Annotated in this window: 20 protein-coding genes; all 20 read right to left on the bottom strand. The window is 45.8% G+C overall.

What is annotated here, in order from left to right; all coding sequences use genetic code 11:
* Nucleotides 1–1,827: a BatD family protein gene (locus tag AC5RDV_RS02035; protein WP_130892782.1), complete on the bottom strand. Its 1,827-nt coding sequence runs from the start codon at nt 1,825–1,827 to the stop codon at nt 1–3.
* Between the two features lie 25 nt (nt 1,828–1,852).
* Nucleotides 1,853–2,587 (bottom strand): tetratricopeptide repeat protein, encoded by a 735-nt coding sequence (locus tag AC5RDV_RS02030; RefSeq protein WP_008624007.1) that lies wholly within the window; start codon nt 2,585–2,587, stop codon nt 1,853–1,855.
* Nucleotides 2,588–2,598: 11 nt separating this feature from the next.
* Nucleotides 2,599–3,621, bottom strand: coding sequence for a VWA domain-containing protein (locus tag AC5RDV_RS02025; protein WP_282747674.1), 1,023 nt, complete (start codon nt 3,619–3,621; stop codon nt 2,599–2,601).
* A 12-nt stretch (nt 3,622–3,633) separates the two neighbouring features.
* Complete coding sequence (locus tag AC5RDV_RS02020) at nt 3,634–4,632, bottom strand: vWA domain-containing protein (RefSeq protein ID WP_008624009.1); 999 nt, start codon at nt 4,630–4,632, stop codon at nt 3,634–3,636.
* Between the two features lie 15 nt (nt 4,633–4,647).
* A complete protein-coding gene (locus AC5RDV_RS02015; RefSeq protein WP_282747673.1) occupies nt 4,648–5,751 on the bottom strand; it encodes a BatD family protein in 1,104 nt (367 codons plus the stop codon).
* A 2-nt stretch (nt 5,752–5,753) separates the two neighbouring features.
* Entirely contained in the window at nt 5,754–6,623 is an 870-nt protein-coding gene (locus AC5RDV_RS02010) for a DUF58 domain-containing protein (RefSeq protein ID WP_008621651.1), read from the bottom strand.
* Between the two features lie 12 nt (nt 6,624–6,635).
* Nucleotides 6,636–7,631, bottom strand: coding sequence for an AAA family ATPase (locus AC5RDV_RS02005; protein ID WP_008624013.1), 996 nt, complete (start codon nt 7,629–7,631; stop codon nt 6,636–6,638).
* Nucleotides 7,632–7,763: 132 nt separating this feature from the next.
* Nucleotides 7,764–9,251 (bottom strand): HU family DNA-binding protein, encoded by a 1,488-nt coding sequence (locus AC5RDV_RS02000; RefSeq protein WP_008624015.1) that lies wholly within the window; start codon nt 9,249–9,251, stop codon nt 7,764–7,766.
* A 12-nt stretch (nt 9,252–9,263) separates the two neighbouring features.
* Nucleotides 9,264–9,536, bottom strand: a complete 273-nt coding sequence (locus AC5RDV_RS01995; RefSeq protein ID WP_008624018.1) for an HU family DNA-binding protein — start codon at nt 9,534–9,536, stop codon at nt 9,264–9,266.
* Nucleotides 9,537–9,550: 14 nt separating this feature from the next.
* The gene (gene rimO, locus AC5RDV_RS01990) at nt 9,551–10,852 is read right to left on the bottom strand and encodes a 30S ribosomal protein S12 methylthiotransferase RimO (protein ID WP_050795476.1); all 1,302 of its coding nucleotides are present in this window, start codon (nt 10,850–10,852) and stop codon (nt 9,551–9,553) included.
* A gap of 39 nt (nt 10,853–10,891) precedes the next feature.
* Nucleotides 10,892–11,848, bottom strand: coding sequence for a signal recognition particle-docking protein FtsY (ftsY, locus tag AC5RDV_RS01985; protein ID WP_008624022.1), 957 nt, complete (start codon nt 11,846–11,848; stop codon nt 10,892–10,894).
* Nucleotides 11,849–12,067: 219 nt separating this feature from the next.
* Entirely contained in the window at nt 12,068–12,226 is a 159-nt protein-coding gene (locus tag AC5RDV_RS01980; protein WP_008624026.1) for a DUF4295 domain-containing protein, read from the bottom strand.
* A 13-nt stretch (nt 12,227–12,239) separates the two neighbouring features.
* Nucleotides 12,240–12,428: a 50S ribosomal protein L33 gene (rpmG, locus tag AC5RDV_RS01975; protein WP_008621659.1), complete on the bottom strand. Its 189-nt coding sequence runs from the start codon at nt 12,426–12,428 to the stop codon at nt 12,240–12,242.
* Between the two features lie 19 nt (nt 12,429–12,447).
* A complete protein-coding gene (gene rpmB / locus AC5RDV_RS01970) occupies nt 12,448–12,708 on the bottom strand; it encodes a 50S ribosomal protein L28 (RefSeq protein ID WP_008624028.1) in 261 nt (86 codons plus the stop codon).
* Between the two features lie 97 nt (nt 12,709–12,805).
* Nucleotides 12,806–13,312, bottom strand: coding sequence for a CinA family protein (locus tag AC5RDV_RS01965; protein ID WP_008624029.1), 507 nt, complete (start codon nt 13,310–13,312; stop codon nt 12,806–12,808).
* Between the two features lie 9 nt (nt 13,313–13,321).
* Nucleotides 13,322–14,353, bottom strand: coding sequence for a tRNA (adenosine(37)-N6)-threonylcarbamoyltransferase complex transferase subunit TsaD (gene tsaD / locus AC5RDV_RS01960; protein WP_008624030.1), 1,032 nt, complete (start codon nt 14,351–14,353; stop codon nt 13,322–13,324).
* Between the two features lie 29 nt (nt 14,354–14,382).
* On the bottom strand, nt 14,383–15,240 hold the full coding sequence (gene map / locus AC5RDV_RS01955) for a type I methionyl aminopeptidase (protein WP_282747672.1): 858 nt from the start codon (nt 15,238–15,240) through the stop codon (nt 14,383–14,385).
* Between the two features lie 116 nt (nt 15,241–15,356).
* Nucleotides 15,357–15,722: a hypothetical protein gene (locus AC5RDV_RS01950; RefSeq protein ID WP_282747671.1), complete on the bottom strand. Its 366-nt coding sequence runs from the start codon at nt 15,720–15,722 to the stop codon at nt 15,357–15,359.
* A gap of 366 nt (nt 15,723–16,088) precedes the next feature.
* Nucleotides 16,089–16,814: a hypothetical protein gene (locus AC5RDV_RS01945; RefSeq protein ID WP_282747670.1), complete on the bottom strand. Its 726-nt coding sequence runs from the start codon at nt 16,812–16,814 to the stop codon at nt 16,089–16,091.
* A gap of 15 nt (nt 16,815–16,829) precedes the next feature.
* A complete protein-coding gene (locus AC5RDV_RS01940) occupies nt 16,830–17,750 on the bottom strand; it encodes a glucosaminidase domain-containing protein (RefSeq protein WP_008624035.1) in 921 nt (306 codons plus the stop codon).
* Between the last annotated feature and the right edge of the window lie 72 nt (nt 17,751–17,822).

The raw sequence follows: 17,822 nt of genomic DNA, 5'->3' as shown, positions 1-17,822 counted from the left end.
TTACTTACGTTTAATAGAACTTTCCATCTTGTTAATGGCCTCCGTAGCCGCTGCATATATCTTATCCATCGTTTGCGACGGGTCACCCGGTGCATAACGGGCAAATTCACAGTCGTTCATCGTCTCAACCAATTGCTGCACGATGGAGGTGTCCGCTCCCTTGGCCTGCAACTTTTCGCTGACATTCTCTTTGTTCAGCTCCGCAGCCGGAAGGTTCAGTTTGTCTCCCACATAACCCCACAATGCCTTTAAGACTTCATCATAAAACTCGGCCGGCTTGTTGGCTTTCAGCAATGCCGCCGCCTGTTTCAGACGCTTGGCTGCCGCCTTGTTCGCTTTCTTGTTGCGCATTTTGGCCACATTGGCATTCTCCATGGCTTGTTTGCGGAAGACCACCACAAGAACAATGAATGCCAACAAAGGAATGGCATAACTCCACCAATAGGCTGCCGTCGCAAAATAAGACTCGCCCTTTTGTTGCAAACGCACCTCCCCCCGATGGATGTACCGGATATCTGAAGCCAACAACTCCACATCCTCCTTGTTCGTATAGTTCCCTCCGCTGCTTCCACCTTTGCCTTTCGCCACGCTTAGGTCAAAACTTTCCGTTTTCACGGTCTTGTAAGCCTTCGCGTCCGTATCAAAATAACAGAATTCCACAGGTGGGACCGTATACTTCCCCGGATGGCGGGGCACAGCCAAATAATCAAATATTTTATTACCGGAAACCCCTCCACGACCTACTTTGGTCTGGTCTGTAATCTTGGCATCATACGTCTCGAAATCTTTCGGGAATTTCACCACAGGAGTTTTCATCAGCTTCATGTTGCCACTCCCGGAAACCGTGACCCTTAACGTCAAAGCATCATTCGTCTTCAATTCACTTGGAGTAAGGGAGGCACTGATATTGAATTTTCCCACCGCACCGGAGAAATTAGCAGGCCGTGGTGAAGGCAAAGGATCTACCTGTAAGGTCAAAGAAGGAGCCACAATGGTTTTCTTCACCTCGACCATGGTACTTCCCCCATTGAAAAACGCATCAATCGGGTCAATATTACGGTTTTGCTGCACCACTATCCCCTCAAACTTGATGGAAGGAATCGTCATTTTTCCGCTACGTTGGGGAAAAAGCACATATTGCCGCCACACCACCGTACCGTACCTTCGCCCGTTGTGCTCTTCCATTTTCAGGCTCTTCTGTTGAGGTAACTCTATTTCTTGTGTATGAAAGCCCTCCAAATCCGGCATACCACCAGCCAACTGCGACAAGTTGACCAAGGAGTAGACTTTATAAGTCAACACTACCGCCTCTTGTTCATACAAGCGCTGCTTATCGGCTGTAACCGTAATGAAGAGGTCTTTTCCGGTAATCTTAGCCCCGGCATCTTGCATCTGCATCCTTCCATGCTGTCCACTCCCTTGTTGGCGAGACTGTGCTCCCCCGCCACTGCCGGGAACAACCTCTATGCTCACGGTATTAGAACGGTATTGCTTTCCGTTTACAGTGGCCGTAGCGGCCGGGATAGTATAAGTACCGGCCTTCAATGCACTTAATATATAAGTATAAGTCACCGAACTGCTTTGCGAAGTCTTTCCATTAATCATTTGGAAACTGGACTGTGAGGAACGGCTCGGTCCCATGTCCACACTAAACCCTTTCAGAGTAGGCAAATGGAAATTGCTGACATCCTGTGTGTTCACGGTGAAACTCAACCTAAACTGCTCACCTTCCTCCACCACATCTGGTGCTGCGGCCTTTATCTGTACGGCCGCCCGTATCCCAACCGTCAGACAACATAACCAAAGTAATGCGATATATTTCTTCATTCCTATTTCTTTTATTGTTTAGTCATTACCATTGTTTTTCCAATTTTCTCTGTCGCGGTTTGGCCATTGCCTTCCTGATGCGCTCCTGTGTATCTTTCTCATCTTGCATGGCTGCATTCAACAGTTGCTCGGCATTCTCCTTCGACATGTTCTCTTCATTCTGCTGTGCCTGCTTTTGCTGCTGCTTCTGTTGGTCTTCTTTTTTGTCTTTATTCTCCTGTTTGTCCTTTTTACTACTATTTTTGTCTTCTTCTTTGTTCTTGTCCTTTCCGTTCTTATTCTCTTTATTGTCGTTTTGCTGGTCCTGCTGCGGATTGTTTTTCAACTGATGTTGGCATAACACCAAATTGTAACGGCTTTCGTTGTCCGCAGGATTCCGTCGCAAGGCGTTCTTATAGCACTCGATGGCAGGTCCGAACTGCTTCTGGCTTTGCAGAATCACTCCCATGTTATGATATATGGAAGCCAACCGTCCCTTGTTCGTCTCTACTTTCACGGCCTGTTCGTATGCCTGCATGGCTTCCTTAGGCTTTTGCTGTCTCAACAGCGCATTTCCCAAATTGAAATATGCCTGAGGGAAACGACTGTTGGCTTCAATGGCTTTACGGTAGTCCACCTCGGCTTTTGTGTACATACTGTCGCGATACAACCGGTTTCCGCTCCTCAAATAGTCGCGGTCCGTTTTCTTCTGCGCCCATAAAAGAGACACCGTCAGACACAAGCACAAAGCCAATCCATATTTATATATCCCACGTAACATGTCTTTCTTCCTTATTTACGAAACAATTTTATATTCTTAAACAACGGATTCTTGCGTTCCACAATCAACACATCCAGAACGAGTACAAGCAAAACCAACAAAGCTACGGCTTGGAACTGCTCATCGTATTCCGAATAGACCGCACTTTCCATCTCCTTCTTAGCCAACTTATCCACATAGCCCGATAATTGTTCCTGCGCGGATGAACTGTTATCCACATAAATATAGGCTCCTTGGCCGGCAGCCGCAATTTCCCGGCACATCGCCTCGTTCAACTTGGAAACCACCACATTCCCCGTATTGTCCGTGATGTACTGCGAACTTCCGGGCATGGGTATGGGTGCGCCTTGCGGAGAACCTACCCCCAAAACATAGACTTTTATACCCTTCTCTGCCGCAGCCTTGGCCATCTCCACAACCCCTCCTTCATTGTCCTCTCCATCGGTAATCACAAAAATAGCCTTGCTCACGTCCTGATTGGGCGTGAAACTTTTCATGGCCAAATCAATAGCCTGCTTGATATCCGTTCCTTGCGTGGTAATCATGGATGGATTTATCGTTTCCAGAAACATCTTGGCCGACACGTAATCACTTGTTATAGGCAACTGGGTATAGGCCTCTCCGGCATACACGATCAATCCAATCTTATCATCCGTCATTTTATCCACAATATTGCTTACCAACATTTTGGATTTTTCCAAACGGCTCGGCGTCACGTCTTCGGCCATCATCGAATTGGATATGTCCATGGCTATAATGGCCTCTATTCCCTGACGCTTACGGGTATCCATTTTCGTCCCGAACTGCGGACGGGCCAAAGTGAAAATCAACAACGCCAAAGCCGCAAGCATCAGCCACGTCTTTACCTCACGCCGGACTGCCGAAACATCCGGCATCAAGCCATTCAGGAGTTCGATATCGCCATAACGAAGCAGACGCTTCTTGCGGTAATAGTTTGTGGCATAATGCAGACCTGCCAATAAGGGTATCAGCAGAAGCAAGTACAAATATAATGGTTCTTCAAAACGAAACATAATCAGAATGAATTAAGGTATTTTCTTCAATATGGTCATACGTAACAGGATTTCAAGTAAAAGCGCAGCAGCTGCCAACCAGGCAAATAAGGCGTATGCTTCATAACGCTTGCTGTATTGTTTGACATTCAGCTTCGTTTTCTCTAACTTATCAATATCCTTATACACGTCCTCCAACTTCTTATTATCCGTAGCCCGATAAAACTCACCATCTGTCTTCCCGGCTATGGCTGCCAAAGTCTTGGTATCGATTTCTACCGGCACATTCAGATATTGTACACCGCCTGCTACCGGCATGGGATAAGGTGCTAAACCATTGGTACCCACACCAATCGTGTACACCCGTATTCCGAAACTCTTGGCAATCTCAGCCGCAGTCAACGGCGAAATATCTCCGGCATTATTCGTTCCGTCCGTCAACAAGATAATCACCTTGCTTTTGGCCTTACTGTCTTTCAAGCGGGAAACGGCATTGGCGATTCCCATTCCTACGGCTGTTCCGTCTTGAATCATGCCTCGCTGAGCCATATCAGTCTTGATGCCATGAAAGAGGTTCAGCAATACGGCGTGATCCGTGGTCATCGGACATTGGGTAAACGCCTCGGCCGCAAAAATAGTCAGACCGATATTGTCATTCGGCCTGCCCGCTATAAATTCGGAAGCCACCTGTTTGGCTGCCTCCAAACGGTTCGGCTTCAGGTCTTCGGCCAACATACTGGTCGAAACGTCGACTGCCAACATGATGTCTATACCCTCAACCTGAGTGTTTTTCCAACTGTTACTAGTCTGGGGACGAGCCAGTATGATAACAACCATCACAAACGTAAACAAACGCAGTATGAAAGGCGCATGAATCAGATGGTTCTTATAACTCTTAGGCGCATAACGGTATGCCGTCGTATCCGACACCAACAACGTAGGTTCTTTCTTCTTGTTCTTCAGCACATACCATAATATATAAGGAATTAGCAGAAGCAAGAGAAAAAAATATTCAATATTCGCAAACGTCATAATCACTTATAATTTTTAAACGACCAAGTCATACACCATCCAAAGAATCCAAGCCAACAAAGCTAATACGGCCACCGTAAGCAATATCAATGCCAAACGCATACTTACCAATGTCCGGCGGGTACGTTTCTGTTCAATCGTTACTTTATCCGTCTCCGCTACGTCATTTTCATCTGCTTCTACCTTTGTCTGGTTGATAAATTCAATGGCATTCACCAGATTTGCATCGTTCTCATTAATCAATGTATTATATTTGGCAAATTTGACCAAATCGGCAGTCTGGAACAGCATGCGCAATTCGTCCAAACTTTCAGAAGTTTGCTCTTTCAGCAATCGGTCGATAATCTCGGTCGAGGTCATCTCCATGGCATTGAAACCATAACGCTTCTCAATATAAGTACGCAGAATAGCGGTCAGCCGGGTATAATATTCCTTAGAATCTTCTTTCGCCCAAACTTTCTCTGCCTTGATTTGGTCAATTTCCTCCATGGCCTTCGTATGCGGCAAAACCTTGGGAGCCAATTTGATTATCTTGATGATAGGCTTATTATCTCGATAACGTATATAAAAATAAGCCAAGCCGAGAACCCATACAAGCAAAAGTACGGACAAAGCGAATATCAAAGACCAATCCGTCCATGAAAAAGGTACGGCCATAATTTCTTTAGGGCCATAAAACCGGTCGACATGAACCGTATCGACAGGTATAGACAACACTCTCAATGCCAAGCTCTTCGATTGGTATTTTTTTCCATCTACTTTCACCACGAAGGGGGGCAAATAATACAAAGCCGAATCAAAAGAAGTCACGATATAGCTTTGGGAAACCAAACGACGGGCTCCTTCGTTTAATTGCTGTGTGTCTGCCTTGGCAACTTCTACCACCTCCACTCCTGGAGTCAGCATATCTCCGGCTTTCAACTGGGGCATTATCAGCTTGGACTTAGTATCCGTACTGACATCCAAAGTTATACGAGTCTGCTCCCCCACCCAAAGCTCCAATGAATCAATCCTGACATCCACCGTCACCTGGGCCTCTACAAGGCTTGACATCAGGAAAAACGGCAAAAGCAACCACTGCCGAAGGGGTATTCTCTTTTTATTATGGTAACTTTTCATCTTTAATTTCGTTTGGCAAATAAAGTCATCAACGAAGACACATAATCTTGATCCGTACGAATAGAAACCGAATCCACATTGCTCTTCGTAAACGTATCCTGCAACAAATTCTGCCTGTTCTTCCACCAGTCATGATGGGCTTTCCGCACCTTGCGACTAGACGTATCGATATATTGTTCATGTCCGGTTTCCGCATCGCAAACCTTCATCAATCCGACATCCGGTAAGTCTGCCATCCGGCGGTCGAAAACCTGAATGGCCACCACATCATGCTTCCGGTTAGCAACGGTTAAAGCCGTACGATAGTCTTTTCTATCTATGAAATCGCTCAACAAGAATGCCGTACAACGCCGCTTAATGGCCTGAGTAAGATACTCTATCGCCTGACCGATATCCGTAGACTTGCTTTGAGGAGTAAAATCCAACAGTTCTCGTATGATGCGCAAAATGTGCTTGCGTCCCTTCTTTGGAGGAATGAACTTTTCTATCCTGTCCGAAAAAAAAATCACTCCGATTTTATCGTTGTTTTGTATGGCGGAAAAAGCCAACGTCGCAGCTATCTCCGCCACCATCTCTCGCTTGGTCTGAGAAACAGTTCCGAAACTCAAACTGCCCGAAACATCAATCACAAGCATGACCGTCAGCTCACGTTCCTCCTCGAACACTTTGACGAAAGGCCGGTTAAAACGTGCTGTCACATTCCAATCTATGTCGCGAATATCGTCTCCGTACTGGTATTCTCTCACTTCAGAGAAAGCCATACCACGCCCTTTGAAGGCCGAATGATATTCACCGGCAAAAATATTGTTGGACAGTCCTCTCGTTTTAATTTCGATTTGACGGACTCGCTTTAAAATCTCACTTGTATCCATTCACAACGATGATTAGGGTACTTCTACCTTATTCAATATCTGACTGATGATTTCTTCGCTGCTGACATTATTGGCTTCCGCCTCGTATGAAAGCCCGATACGGTGACGCAAAACATCATGGGCAATAGCGCGTACATCTTCTGGTATCACATATCCCCGACGTTTAATAAAAGCATAGGCACGGGCAGCCAAAGCCAAATTAATAGAAGCACGCGGGGAACCGCCGAATTCCATATAATTTTTCAAGTCTTTCAAACCATATTGCTCAGGATAACGCGTAGCAAAAACAATGTCGGCAATATATTGCTCTATCTTCTCGTCCAAATACACTTCCCTGACTACATTACGTGCTTCGATGATTTCATCAGTGGACAAAATAGGACGCACGACGGCCCTTTCCCCTTTGATTTGCTGACGGATAATTTTCTTTTCCTCTTCCAATTTTGGATAATCAATTATCACCTTCAACATAAAACGGTCCACTTGGGCTTCCGGTAAAGGATAAGTTCCTTCCTGCTCTATCGGATTCTGCGTGGCCAATACCAAAAAAGGCTCCGGTAATTTATATGTTTCTTTACTGATGGTAACCTGACGCTCCTGCATCGCTTCCAACAGAGCACTCTGCACCTTGGCCGGAGCACGGTTAATTTCATCTGCCAACACGAAATTGGCAAAAATAGGACCACGTTGGGCAATGAACGTCTCGTCTTTTTGGCTATACATCATCGTGCCTATTACATCGGCAGGAAGCAAGTCCGGAGTAAACTGGACTCGACTGAATTTTCCATCTATCAACGATGCCAATGTCTTTATGGCCAACGTCTTCGCTAAACCGGGCACACCTTCCAACAATACATGCCCGTCACTCAACAATCCTATTAAAAGTGATTCCACCAAATGCTTCTGCCCTACAATCACCTGATCCATACCGGTTATTAAATTCGTTACAAAAGCACTTTGTTTCTCTATTCGCTCATTCAACTCGCGAATATCTATCGCTTCAGCCATATCTGTTTTATTTGTTTTAAATTATACTCTCGTTTTTCGTGACCCAAAATTAAGCTTTTTAGTACGCACTGACAATATTATATTATTAAAAAAAGTTTCCCAAATATCTATTTAAGAAACTTTTCATGGCAGTTAACGGCGTTTTAATCTTAACTTAGGTATTTTCAGCAACATGCCCTCAGGCACGAGGTCTGGATTAGCGATTTTATTATATGCCACCAGATAAACTGTAAAATCTTTCGAGCCGTAATACCTCAATGCCAAACCTCGCAAAGTCTCTCCGCCCCTCATACGGTGTTCTTCTTGTGTACCTATAATTTCATACGCCCCGTTTTTCACCTGAGGGTACTCTACGGATATTTTTCGCGTATCTTTCGGTTGTACTTCCACCTTATTTGTTTTTTCCGGCATACCTTCCGGCACTTGTACTTGCCGTATAGAATCGGTATCCCCCCCCAAAGAATCTTGCTCTTTCGAAATCTGAACCGTATCTTGTTTAAAAGGAACAGGATGCACTACAACCGGCTGCTTCACGACTTTTGTTTGATTTCCAGAAAAAAGATGATGATAACCGATATAATAACTGATAGCCATCAATAATAATACCAGTAGGACTACAAAAAACATCATCCAAGGCGTCAAATAGACTCGTCTACGACCATGATGTTCGGGTGCCATTTGAACAATATGCTGATTCTCCACAGTTTGATGTTCGACTTTCTGCACCTCTATTTGTTGAGTTGCCACATGCACCTTTTCCACATGGTGAACATCAGCATTGGTATTATTCTTATTGTGCGCCCCTTCTTCCTTTCCTTCCGGTAACACTCCCTCCTGAACGGCTGAAATCGATTCTGCCTTTATTTCGTCCTCCGTGTTTTGCCGCAGCAAAGAAGAAACTCTTTCATCCTCCGTCTCATCATCAACCGACGTATCTGATTTCTCATCTACATTTTCGGAGACAATCTCAGTCTTATTCCCAACCTCTTCCACTACATCGGAATATTCCTCTATAGAATTCACGGTAGTTTCAGTATCAGTATTTTCATTTTCACCATCTTGAATCTCTACCGCTCCGGTTTCGTCTATAGCCGCTGTTTCTATTGAGACTTCATCTATACCATGACGCCCTTTCGCCTGCATATCCTTCTCTCCAACCGAAAGGACATCTTCTGATTCGGACAACGCCACTTCATCTGCTTCATCCGGCCCTCCATTCGCATCATATACATTTTCCGCTTCATTATCTTCAGATAAGTCCGGAATATCCATCCGCTCCATATCGGCAATATCCGTACCTTCATACAAAACCACAGTTTCAAACTGTGCAAAAGGCTTATTGACAGCGTCTCGCAGAACGGGATCCGGTGTAAAATTAACCTTCGTATATTCTTTGATTACGATTCTCTCGCCGGTGTTCACATCCACACTCTCCCGGCTATCCACTGTCACTAATTTAAAGGTTCCAAGCCCCTTTACTTTAACAATCTTATCCGTTTGCAGATATTCTCCTATAATTTCAAAAACCGAACGCACAAAAACATCGGCATCCTTTTTAGGCAGCCCTCTCCGCAACACTAACCCGTCAGCTAAATCTTGTATCAAAACCTTTTTATCCATTACGACCGACGTTTATTGCATCCTCTCTTTAAAAGAAGTGCTAGGTTTGAAATTAATGACTAATTTGGGGGGCACCAACATGCGTTGCTGGGTAGCGGGATTCACGACCACCCGTTCTTGTTTTTTCCTCACCTCAAACGAGCCTATATTCTGAATGGCTATGACGTTTTCATCCTCCAATTCTTCCGTCATTTCAGCAACCAAGGCAACCATCAATGAAGACGTGTCCTTCACCGTATAACCTAAACGACGGGATAATTCCGCTATAAACTCCTTATTATTCATACATATACAGCTCCTTAAAACATTCGAGTACCATACAAATCAAAGTCATCAGCGTCTGTAATCTTCACCTCATAAAACGCTCCGAAAGACAAAGTCCCTTCGCATGCAGGAATCAGGACTTCCGGATCCACCTCAGGCGAATCAAACTCCGTACGTCCTATATAATATTCTCCTTCGCTACGGTCTATAATCACCTTGAAAACCTTTCCTATTTTCCGAGTTGCCAAATCCGCCGAAACCTCCTGCTGCAAAGCCATCAATTTATCCAACCGGGCCTGCTTGACCTCAAAAGGAATCTCATCTTCATAATGCTCTGCCGAATAAGTCCCTTCTTCCTCCGAATAAGAAAAAGCTCCCATACGGTCGAATTTAACCTTGCGGACGAAATCCAACAACTCATTGAAATCTTCTTCCGTTTCCCCAGGATGCCCTACCATCAAGGTCGTACGCAAATGAATCCCCGGTACTTCCTCCCTGAAACGTTCTATCAAATCATAGGTTTCCTTACGGGTCACATGTCGATGCATCCTCTGTAACATATTGTCACTAATATGCTGTAAAGCGATGTCCATGTATTTGCAAACATTCTTTTTCTCACGCATCACCCGGAATAAATCTACTGGAAAATTCGCGGGATAAGCATAATGGAGCCTAATCCACTCCACACCTGGAATATCAGCCATCCGTTCTATAAGTTCCGGCAACACCTGACGATGATAAAGGTCCAAACCATAGTAGGTCAACTCCTGGGCAATGACCTGAAATTCCTTCACGCCACGTGACACCAACATCCGTACTTCCTCCAAAATATCCTCTATCGGACGCGACACGTGCTTCCCCGTGATAATAGGTATGGCACAATAGGAGCACCTACGGTCGCATCCTTCTGAAATTTTCAGATAAGCATAATGGGAAGGGGTAGTCAACTCACGTTCCAAACTCAACTCCTGATGATATGCCTTTCCCAAATCGGCCAACAATTCATTCCAATCGAACTTACCATAAAACTTATCGACCTGTGGAATTTCTTCACCTAATTCTTTCAGATACCGCTCCGAGAGGCACCCCATGACAAATAGTTTCTTCAAACGCCCCTCTTCCTTAGCCTGGCAAAATTCCAATATCATATTGATGCTTTCCTCCTTGGCATCTCCGATAAATCCACAAGTATTAATCACAGCGATTTCCCCCTGGGGACGGTCTGCATCATGCGTTACTTTATACCCGTTGGCTTCCAACTGACGCATCAATTTTTCCGAATCGACCAGATTCTTTGAACACCCCAACGTTATGACATCAATCGTATTCTTTCGCAAAACAATATTCTTTTTTAATGAACCAATCAAAATCCTTCCTTACTCATTCCCAAAAAGAGACTTTACAAACTCTTTCCGGTTAAAAGGCTGTAAATCCTCGACACCTTCTCCCAAACCGATATAACGTACCGGAATCTTAAACTGGTCGGAAATACCGATAACGACTCCACCCTTTGCTGTTCCGTCGAGCTTTGTGATAGCCATGCTGGTCACTTCCGTAGCTAACGTGAATTGCTTGGCTTGTTCAAAGGCGTTCTGCCCCGTACTCCCGTCAAGCACCAACATGACATCGTGAGGGGCATCCGGCACCACTTTCTGCATGACACGTTTTATTTTGGATAATTCGTCCATCAACCCCTTTTTGTTATGCAAACGTCCGGCCGTATCAATCAAGACGACATCCGCACCATTCGCCGTCGCAGAACTCAACGTATCGAAGGCCACAGATGCCGGGTCACTTCCCATTTGCTGTTTCACAATAGGAACACCGACTCGCTCAGACCATATTTCTAGCTGCTCCACTGCAGCCGCACGGAATGTATCCGACGCTCCGAGATACACTTTTTTTCCGGCTTTCTTAAACTGGTAGGCCAACTTGCCTATGGTAGTGGTCTTACCGACCCCGTTCACACCCACAACCATAATCACATACGGTTTTTTCCCTTCGGGTAAAACGAAACCCTCGGTATCTGCCGTATTGTTTTCAGTGAGCAGAGACGCTATCTCATCCCTTAATATATCATTCAGCTCATTTACCGTTACATATTTATCCCGGGCCACACGTTTTTCAATCCGGTCGATAATGTTTAACGTTGTATCTACTCCTACATCCGACGTTACCAAAACCTCCTCCAGACGATCCAGTACATCATCGTCCACTTTCGACTTTCCGGCTACCGCCCGGGTCAGTTTCCCGAAAAAACTCTCTTTCGTCTTTTCCAGTCCTTTATCAAGTGTCTCTTTTTTTTCTTTTGAAAAAAAGCTGAAAATTCCCATACGCCTTTTATTTAATGTACATTACAAGCACAAAGATAGTGAAAGGTGAGCGCAGAAACAAACGAAAAACAAAGTTTTTCAAACTTGGCTATGCCGAACCGCGCCCTATATTTCATAAAGACAAAGACGGCACAAGTTTTCTAACGCCTGCCATGCCTACAAAAAATCCCCTCCACGATTTGTGGAAGGGACTATATTGAATCGTATTAAAATACGAGGTTAGTTCTTGAAGAAATCCTTCACGGCTTCATTCAGAACCATTTGCTCGTCAAAAACATAAGCACCGGTCTTAGGGCTCTTCACCATTTTGATTACCTTCGTATAAGAACGGCCATCTGTCTTTCCAGTACGGAGGGTGGCCACTACTTTTTTTGCCATAGTATCCTAAATATTATTTTATTTCTTTATGAACTGTCATTCTCCGCAAAATGGGATTGTATTTTTTCAATTCCAATCTTTCGGGAGTATTCTTACGATTCTTCGTCGTCACATAACGGGATGTTCCGGGAAGACCACTCTCTTTCATCTCAGTGCATTCCAAAATGACCTGCACTCTGTTACCTTTAGCCTTCTTTGCCATAAGTCCTACTCTCCTTTAATTAAGCAATTACTTTAATGGTTTTCCAATCACAATAGCCTTTCTCAACCGCATTGGCCAACGCTGCGTCGAGTCCAACTTTATTAATATATCGCAGACCAGCAGCACTAATTTTCAGGCTAATCCAACAATCCTGTTCTACATAGTAGAATTTCTTCGTAAACAAGTTCACATCAAACCGTCTCTTTGTACGACGCTTAGAATGAGAAACATTGTTGCCAACCATGGCTTTCTTCCCGGTAATTTGACAAATCTTAGACATTTCTATCTTCCTTTTTGTTTATTTCTATTAGCTTCTTTCAAACAGAGTGCAAAATTAGTGCTTAAAAACCGAATATACAAGTATTTTCGCAAAAAAATCACTCTTCTTCCTGCGGATGACGCTTTTTAAGCAAGTCGAGCAGAAGTTGGAGGGCCACCAGTGTCGCTTTGGCCAAATTCATGTCCCGGCCGTCATCACCTTCAAGTTTTTCCACCGCCACTTCGTTTTTATCGCCTACGGCAATCCAAATCGTACCGACCGGAGCTTCTTCACCTCCACCGGGACCGGCATAACCAGTAATGGCTATTGCGTACGTGGTTTCCATAGCTTTCAATGCCCCCTCGAACATGGCACGCACCACTTCCTCGCTTACAGCTCCTTTTTCTTCCAACAACTCTTGCGGAACACCAAGGAAACGAGTTTTTATCTCATTGGTGTAACAAACGATGCCTCCTTTGAAATAAGTAGAACTTCCCGGCACGCTGGTTATGGCTGCCGAGATCTGCCCCGAAGTACAACTTTCTGCCGTGCACACCGTCTCCCCTGCTTTCCATAACAGCGGGCTGATTTCACGACTTATGATTTTAGATTCTACATTCATCATATATCTTGATTATTTTAATGTTACTCTTGAATAAGCAGGCATATCTATCGTACAAAAATCCTTATCCTGGTACTTGAAATGCCCGGTAATGGCTATCATGGCTGCATTGTCGGTCGTATAACTGAATTTCGGAATAAAGATTCTCCAACCGTACCTGTCCGCATGTTCCCGGAACGCATTACGCAACCCATTATTGGCCGAAACCCCGCCTGCCACGGCTACCTGCCTGATTCCTGTGTCTTTTGCCGCCTGGCGTAGCTTCTTCATCAGGATATCCACTATCGTATGTTCTAAGGAGGCGGCCAAATCTTCTTTGTGATGCTCGACAAAATCCGGATCTTCCTTCATCCAATCCCGTAAAGAATAAAGAAATGAGGTCTTCAAGCCGCTAAAACTATAATCATATCCTCCGATGTGAGGTTTGGCAAAAGAATACGCCTGCGGATTCCCCTGGCGCGCCAACCTGTCTATTATCGGTCCTCCGGGATAGCCCAACCCCATCACTTTGGAACACTTGTCAATGGCTTCGCCTGCCGCGTCATCTATCGTCTGCCCCAACACTTCCATGTCATTATAGGCTTTCACCAGAATGATTTGGGAATTGCCGCCGCTTACCAGCAAGCACAAGAACGGAAATTCCGGTTGGTCCCGGTCGCCCTCATCTTCTTTAATAAAATGCGCCAATACATGTCCTTGCAAATGATTGACCTCTATCATGGGAATATCGAGCGCACGTGCAAACCCTTTGGCAAAAGACACCCCCACCAACAAAGAACCCATCAGCCCGGGACCTCGTGTGAAAGCCACAGCCGATAGTTCCTCCTTGGCCACCCCGGCACGTTTCAACGCTTGGTCCACTACCGGGACCACATTTTGCTGATGGGCACGGGAAGCCAGTTCCGGCACAACTCCACCATACGCCTCGTGCACAGCCTGGCTTGCCGTCACGTTACTTAACAACACCCCATTGCGAACCACCGCAGCCGAAGTATCATCGCAACTCGACTCTATACCTAATATAATGATATCTTTCTTTTCCATTTCCTTACGTCCTAATAAATTATGGCGTCTCAATAAGTAAGAATCTCCAAACCGTTTTCTGTCATCAGGAACGTGTGTTCCCATTGCGCACTGGGCAGTTCATCCTCCGTCACGACAGTCCATCCGTCTTCTTCATCCACAAACACCCTCCAATCGCCCATGTTCACCATAGGTTCTATCGTAAACACCATGCCGGGCACCAAGAGCATCCCTGTTCCCTTCCGGCCGAAATGCTCCACATCCGGCTCTTCATGAAACTCCAGTCCCACCCCATGTCCGCACAAATCGCGCACGATGCTGAAACCGCTCTTCCTGGCATGCTTTTCGATGGCATTTCCTATATCCCCCACAAAGCCGAACGGACGGGCAGCTTTCATGCCAATCTCCAGGCACTCTCGCGCGACGTCTACCAATTTCTGCTTCTCGGGTGTGGTCTGCCCGATGACAAACATACGTGAAGCATCGCTGTAATACCCGTCCAATATGGTGGAAACGTCTACATTGACAATATCTCCTTCCTCCAATACATCGAATTCATTAGGTATGCCGTGACAGACCACCTCGTTGATAGAAGTACACACACTCTTAGGAAATCCTTCATAGTTCAACGGAGCGGGAATGGCCCCATGGCTTACCGTATAATCATATACCATCTCGTCAATCTCAAGCGTAGTCATTCCGGCATGTATCTCTTGGGCCACGAGATCCAACACCCCGGTATTTACCACACCGCTCCTGCGAATCCCCTCTATTTGTTCAGGCTTCTTAATCAATTTACGCGAAGGCACCAAACAGCCTTCTTCCTGAAAAGCCAAAACCTTACGGTCCAAATCCGTCAGTTCGGCTCCTTCTGGGACAATCCAATTCCGTCTTATCTTTCTTCGCATTCTTTCTTTCACAGATTTATCATACAAAAGTACGATAAAAAAATCACTTTTCGACTGTAAAACCTTATAAATATCCCTATACCTTTATATTATTTAGACCAATCCTACGAAAGCCGTCAACACTCCCGCGCTTGACATGCCAAGTCCCGAATGGCACCTGTCGATATTCCAAGTGTCAATATGACAATCCCACCCCCTCGCGGTTCGCTCATTTGCGCCCTTTCCCCGCTGCCGCCGCAAATACGCGATTCTCGCGCATCGGGGAAAGTACAGAATGCCAACCTGTCCCGCATTCCCGCTTCCATAATGCCGTATGAAAGTCCACGCCCGGCGCAAGGCGATACGGAACCCGTAAGCATCCGGGGCGTTCCGCCTCGCAAGAAGGCATTCCGGATGTGCGTCCCTTTCCGCCCCAAATAGCTTAAAAATGGGGCATTCGCCGACCGCCGTGCCACCGTCTGCGTAGAATTTTCCAACAACATGCAGACACCTCTCCCACGACATGCGGAGAAAAAAAATGTTTTTTCAGCCGAACGGTTTCTCATTCGGCTGAAAGTGTTTCCTAATTTTGCTTTAGATACGTGAAAAACAAGCCCCGAAACATAAAAAATGTATCCAAAAACACCGTCAAGCCCCCTTAACAAAGCCTTTTCGTGAAAGGCAGGCGTAACAGGAACATCCTTTTTGCTTTCATTTTAATACTCCAAAACGGGATTCAAACAACATTTTGTACAAACAAAACATCCGGACGCTCTCCTTAGCGGAAACCGCACGGATGTGTATGTTTTTCAGAAACCGGCAACACGTCCGACCGCCAAGCCCCATGGCTTCCTATCGACTTTTGCCCATCAACGTTTCCAACTGGTCTCTTCCACACTGAGCGAAACAGACACAGCATCGGAGACCTTGAAATGCACCATTCCTCCAAACCTACTGCTGAAATTGTTCATCCACGGCATCGGAGGAATCCATGGCTGACGACCTTGCATCGGGAAAAAAGCTTTGCTGCCGTATGCGTACAAACTCACCCTGTCGGTCAACTGGTAACCGGCCAACAAATTGATTCCGAAACGGTTCTCATTCAAGCCGTTCCAAGACAAGCGGTCGTAAAAGCCTCCCACAGACAGCACCAACCGGTCGGTAAGGCTACGCACATACATGGCAGAGATTCCGGTCCCGAATCCCACCCCGGGAAAACGGTTCTTGCCGAACGAGGCCGACACGCTCATGTCCAGGCAGGCATTGAAACCTTCATGCAGTTCCCATAAGCCCCAATATCCGCCATAATAACTTGTCGGGAAATATGCCACGGTACCGTCCCGGTACAATGGAGGCAGAGAAGGGCGAAAAGTCAATCGCGCCGTATCAGCCACCAACGTGTCCGGCAAGGCCAACCGCGCACCGACTTTCTTCGGTGTCACATCCGATGCCGACGGCTGTACCTTCAGGCTCACCTTTCCGGCATCCATACCCGTCAGCGAATCCGAACGCAAGACCTCCTGCGCCTGCCCTGCAACCGTACAGGTTACAAACAAAATGAGCAATAAAGCCCGATAAAGACCTTTCTGTTTCATTCTGACCTCCTTATTTTAACGTACACGCAAACGGTCATTTACTTGAATGGCATAATCTGCCGGCAAATTATTCATGTCATACAGGCTCTCCAAACGTATCCCGTAGCGTTGCGCAATATCATACATCGACTCACCGGCCTTCACCACGTGAGGCACGTCCTTGTATTTTTTAGCCGCCTTTTTCCGCTTCCGTTCCAAATACAACACATCACCGGCTTGGATTCGATATCCCTTCGGCAATTCATTGAACTTCCGGATGTCGCGCGCCGACACACCGGTTTCTTCCGCCAACAAATCAAACGTATCCCCAGCACGCGCAATAATATAATAATTCTCATTATTGCGATAAACCAGATGGGACGGCAGCGACTCGCTGTTCAGCTGACGGTCTATGCTGCTGTAATCAAAATGAAGACGAGACGACTTATACTTATCATACTGGTCGAGGTCATACCGTTCTATCAAATCTATCAGCAAGGAAGCGTAACGGGGGTTCGTGGCATAACCACAGCGTTTCAAACCACGCGCCCAACCTTTATAATCTTTCGGGGAAAGTTCAAACAACGAAGAATAACGCGCTTGTTGCAGAAAACGCGAATGGTCTTCGTACGACTCTTCCACGCTGCGGTATTTACGGAACTTCTCATTCCGCGCATCATCGTCCTGCAAGATGTAGGGTCCCTTCCATGCACGCCCGCATTTAATGCCGAAATGATTGTTGGCCTTCCGGGCCAATGTGCTTGTCCCGGCTCCACTTTCCAATAATCCTTGTGCCAACGTGATGCTAGCCGGAATTTTATAACGCAGCATCTGGTCCACGGCCATCCCCTTGTAACGTTCTATATAATTAAGGTATTGCTGGCTGACACCTTGTGCCTGTAGCAAAAAGCTCGTCACGCCGAACAATACGGATAAGAAAACGGTTTTCAATCGCATATCTCAAATATCATGAAGGATTTCTCACACACAAAGTTACCTCTTTTTTCTTCGTTAGTTTTCCCTTTACAA

Source organism: Paraprevotella sp. (assembly GCF_986071375.1).
The sequence above is the reverse complement of the archived record's forward strand: the minus strand, read 5'-3'. Positions and strand labels throughout refer to the sequence as shown.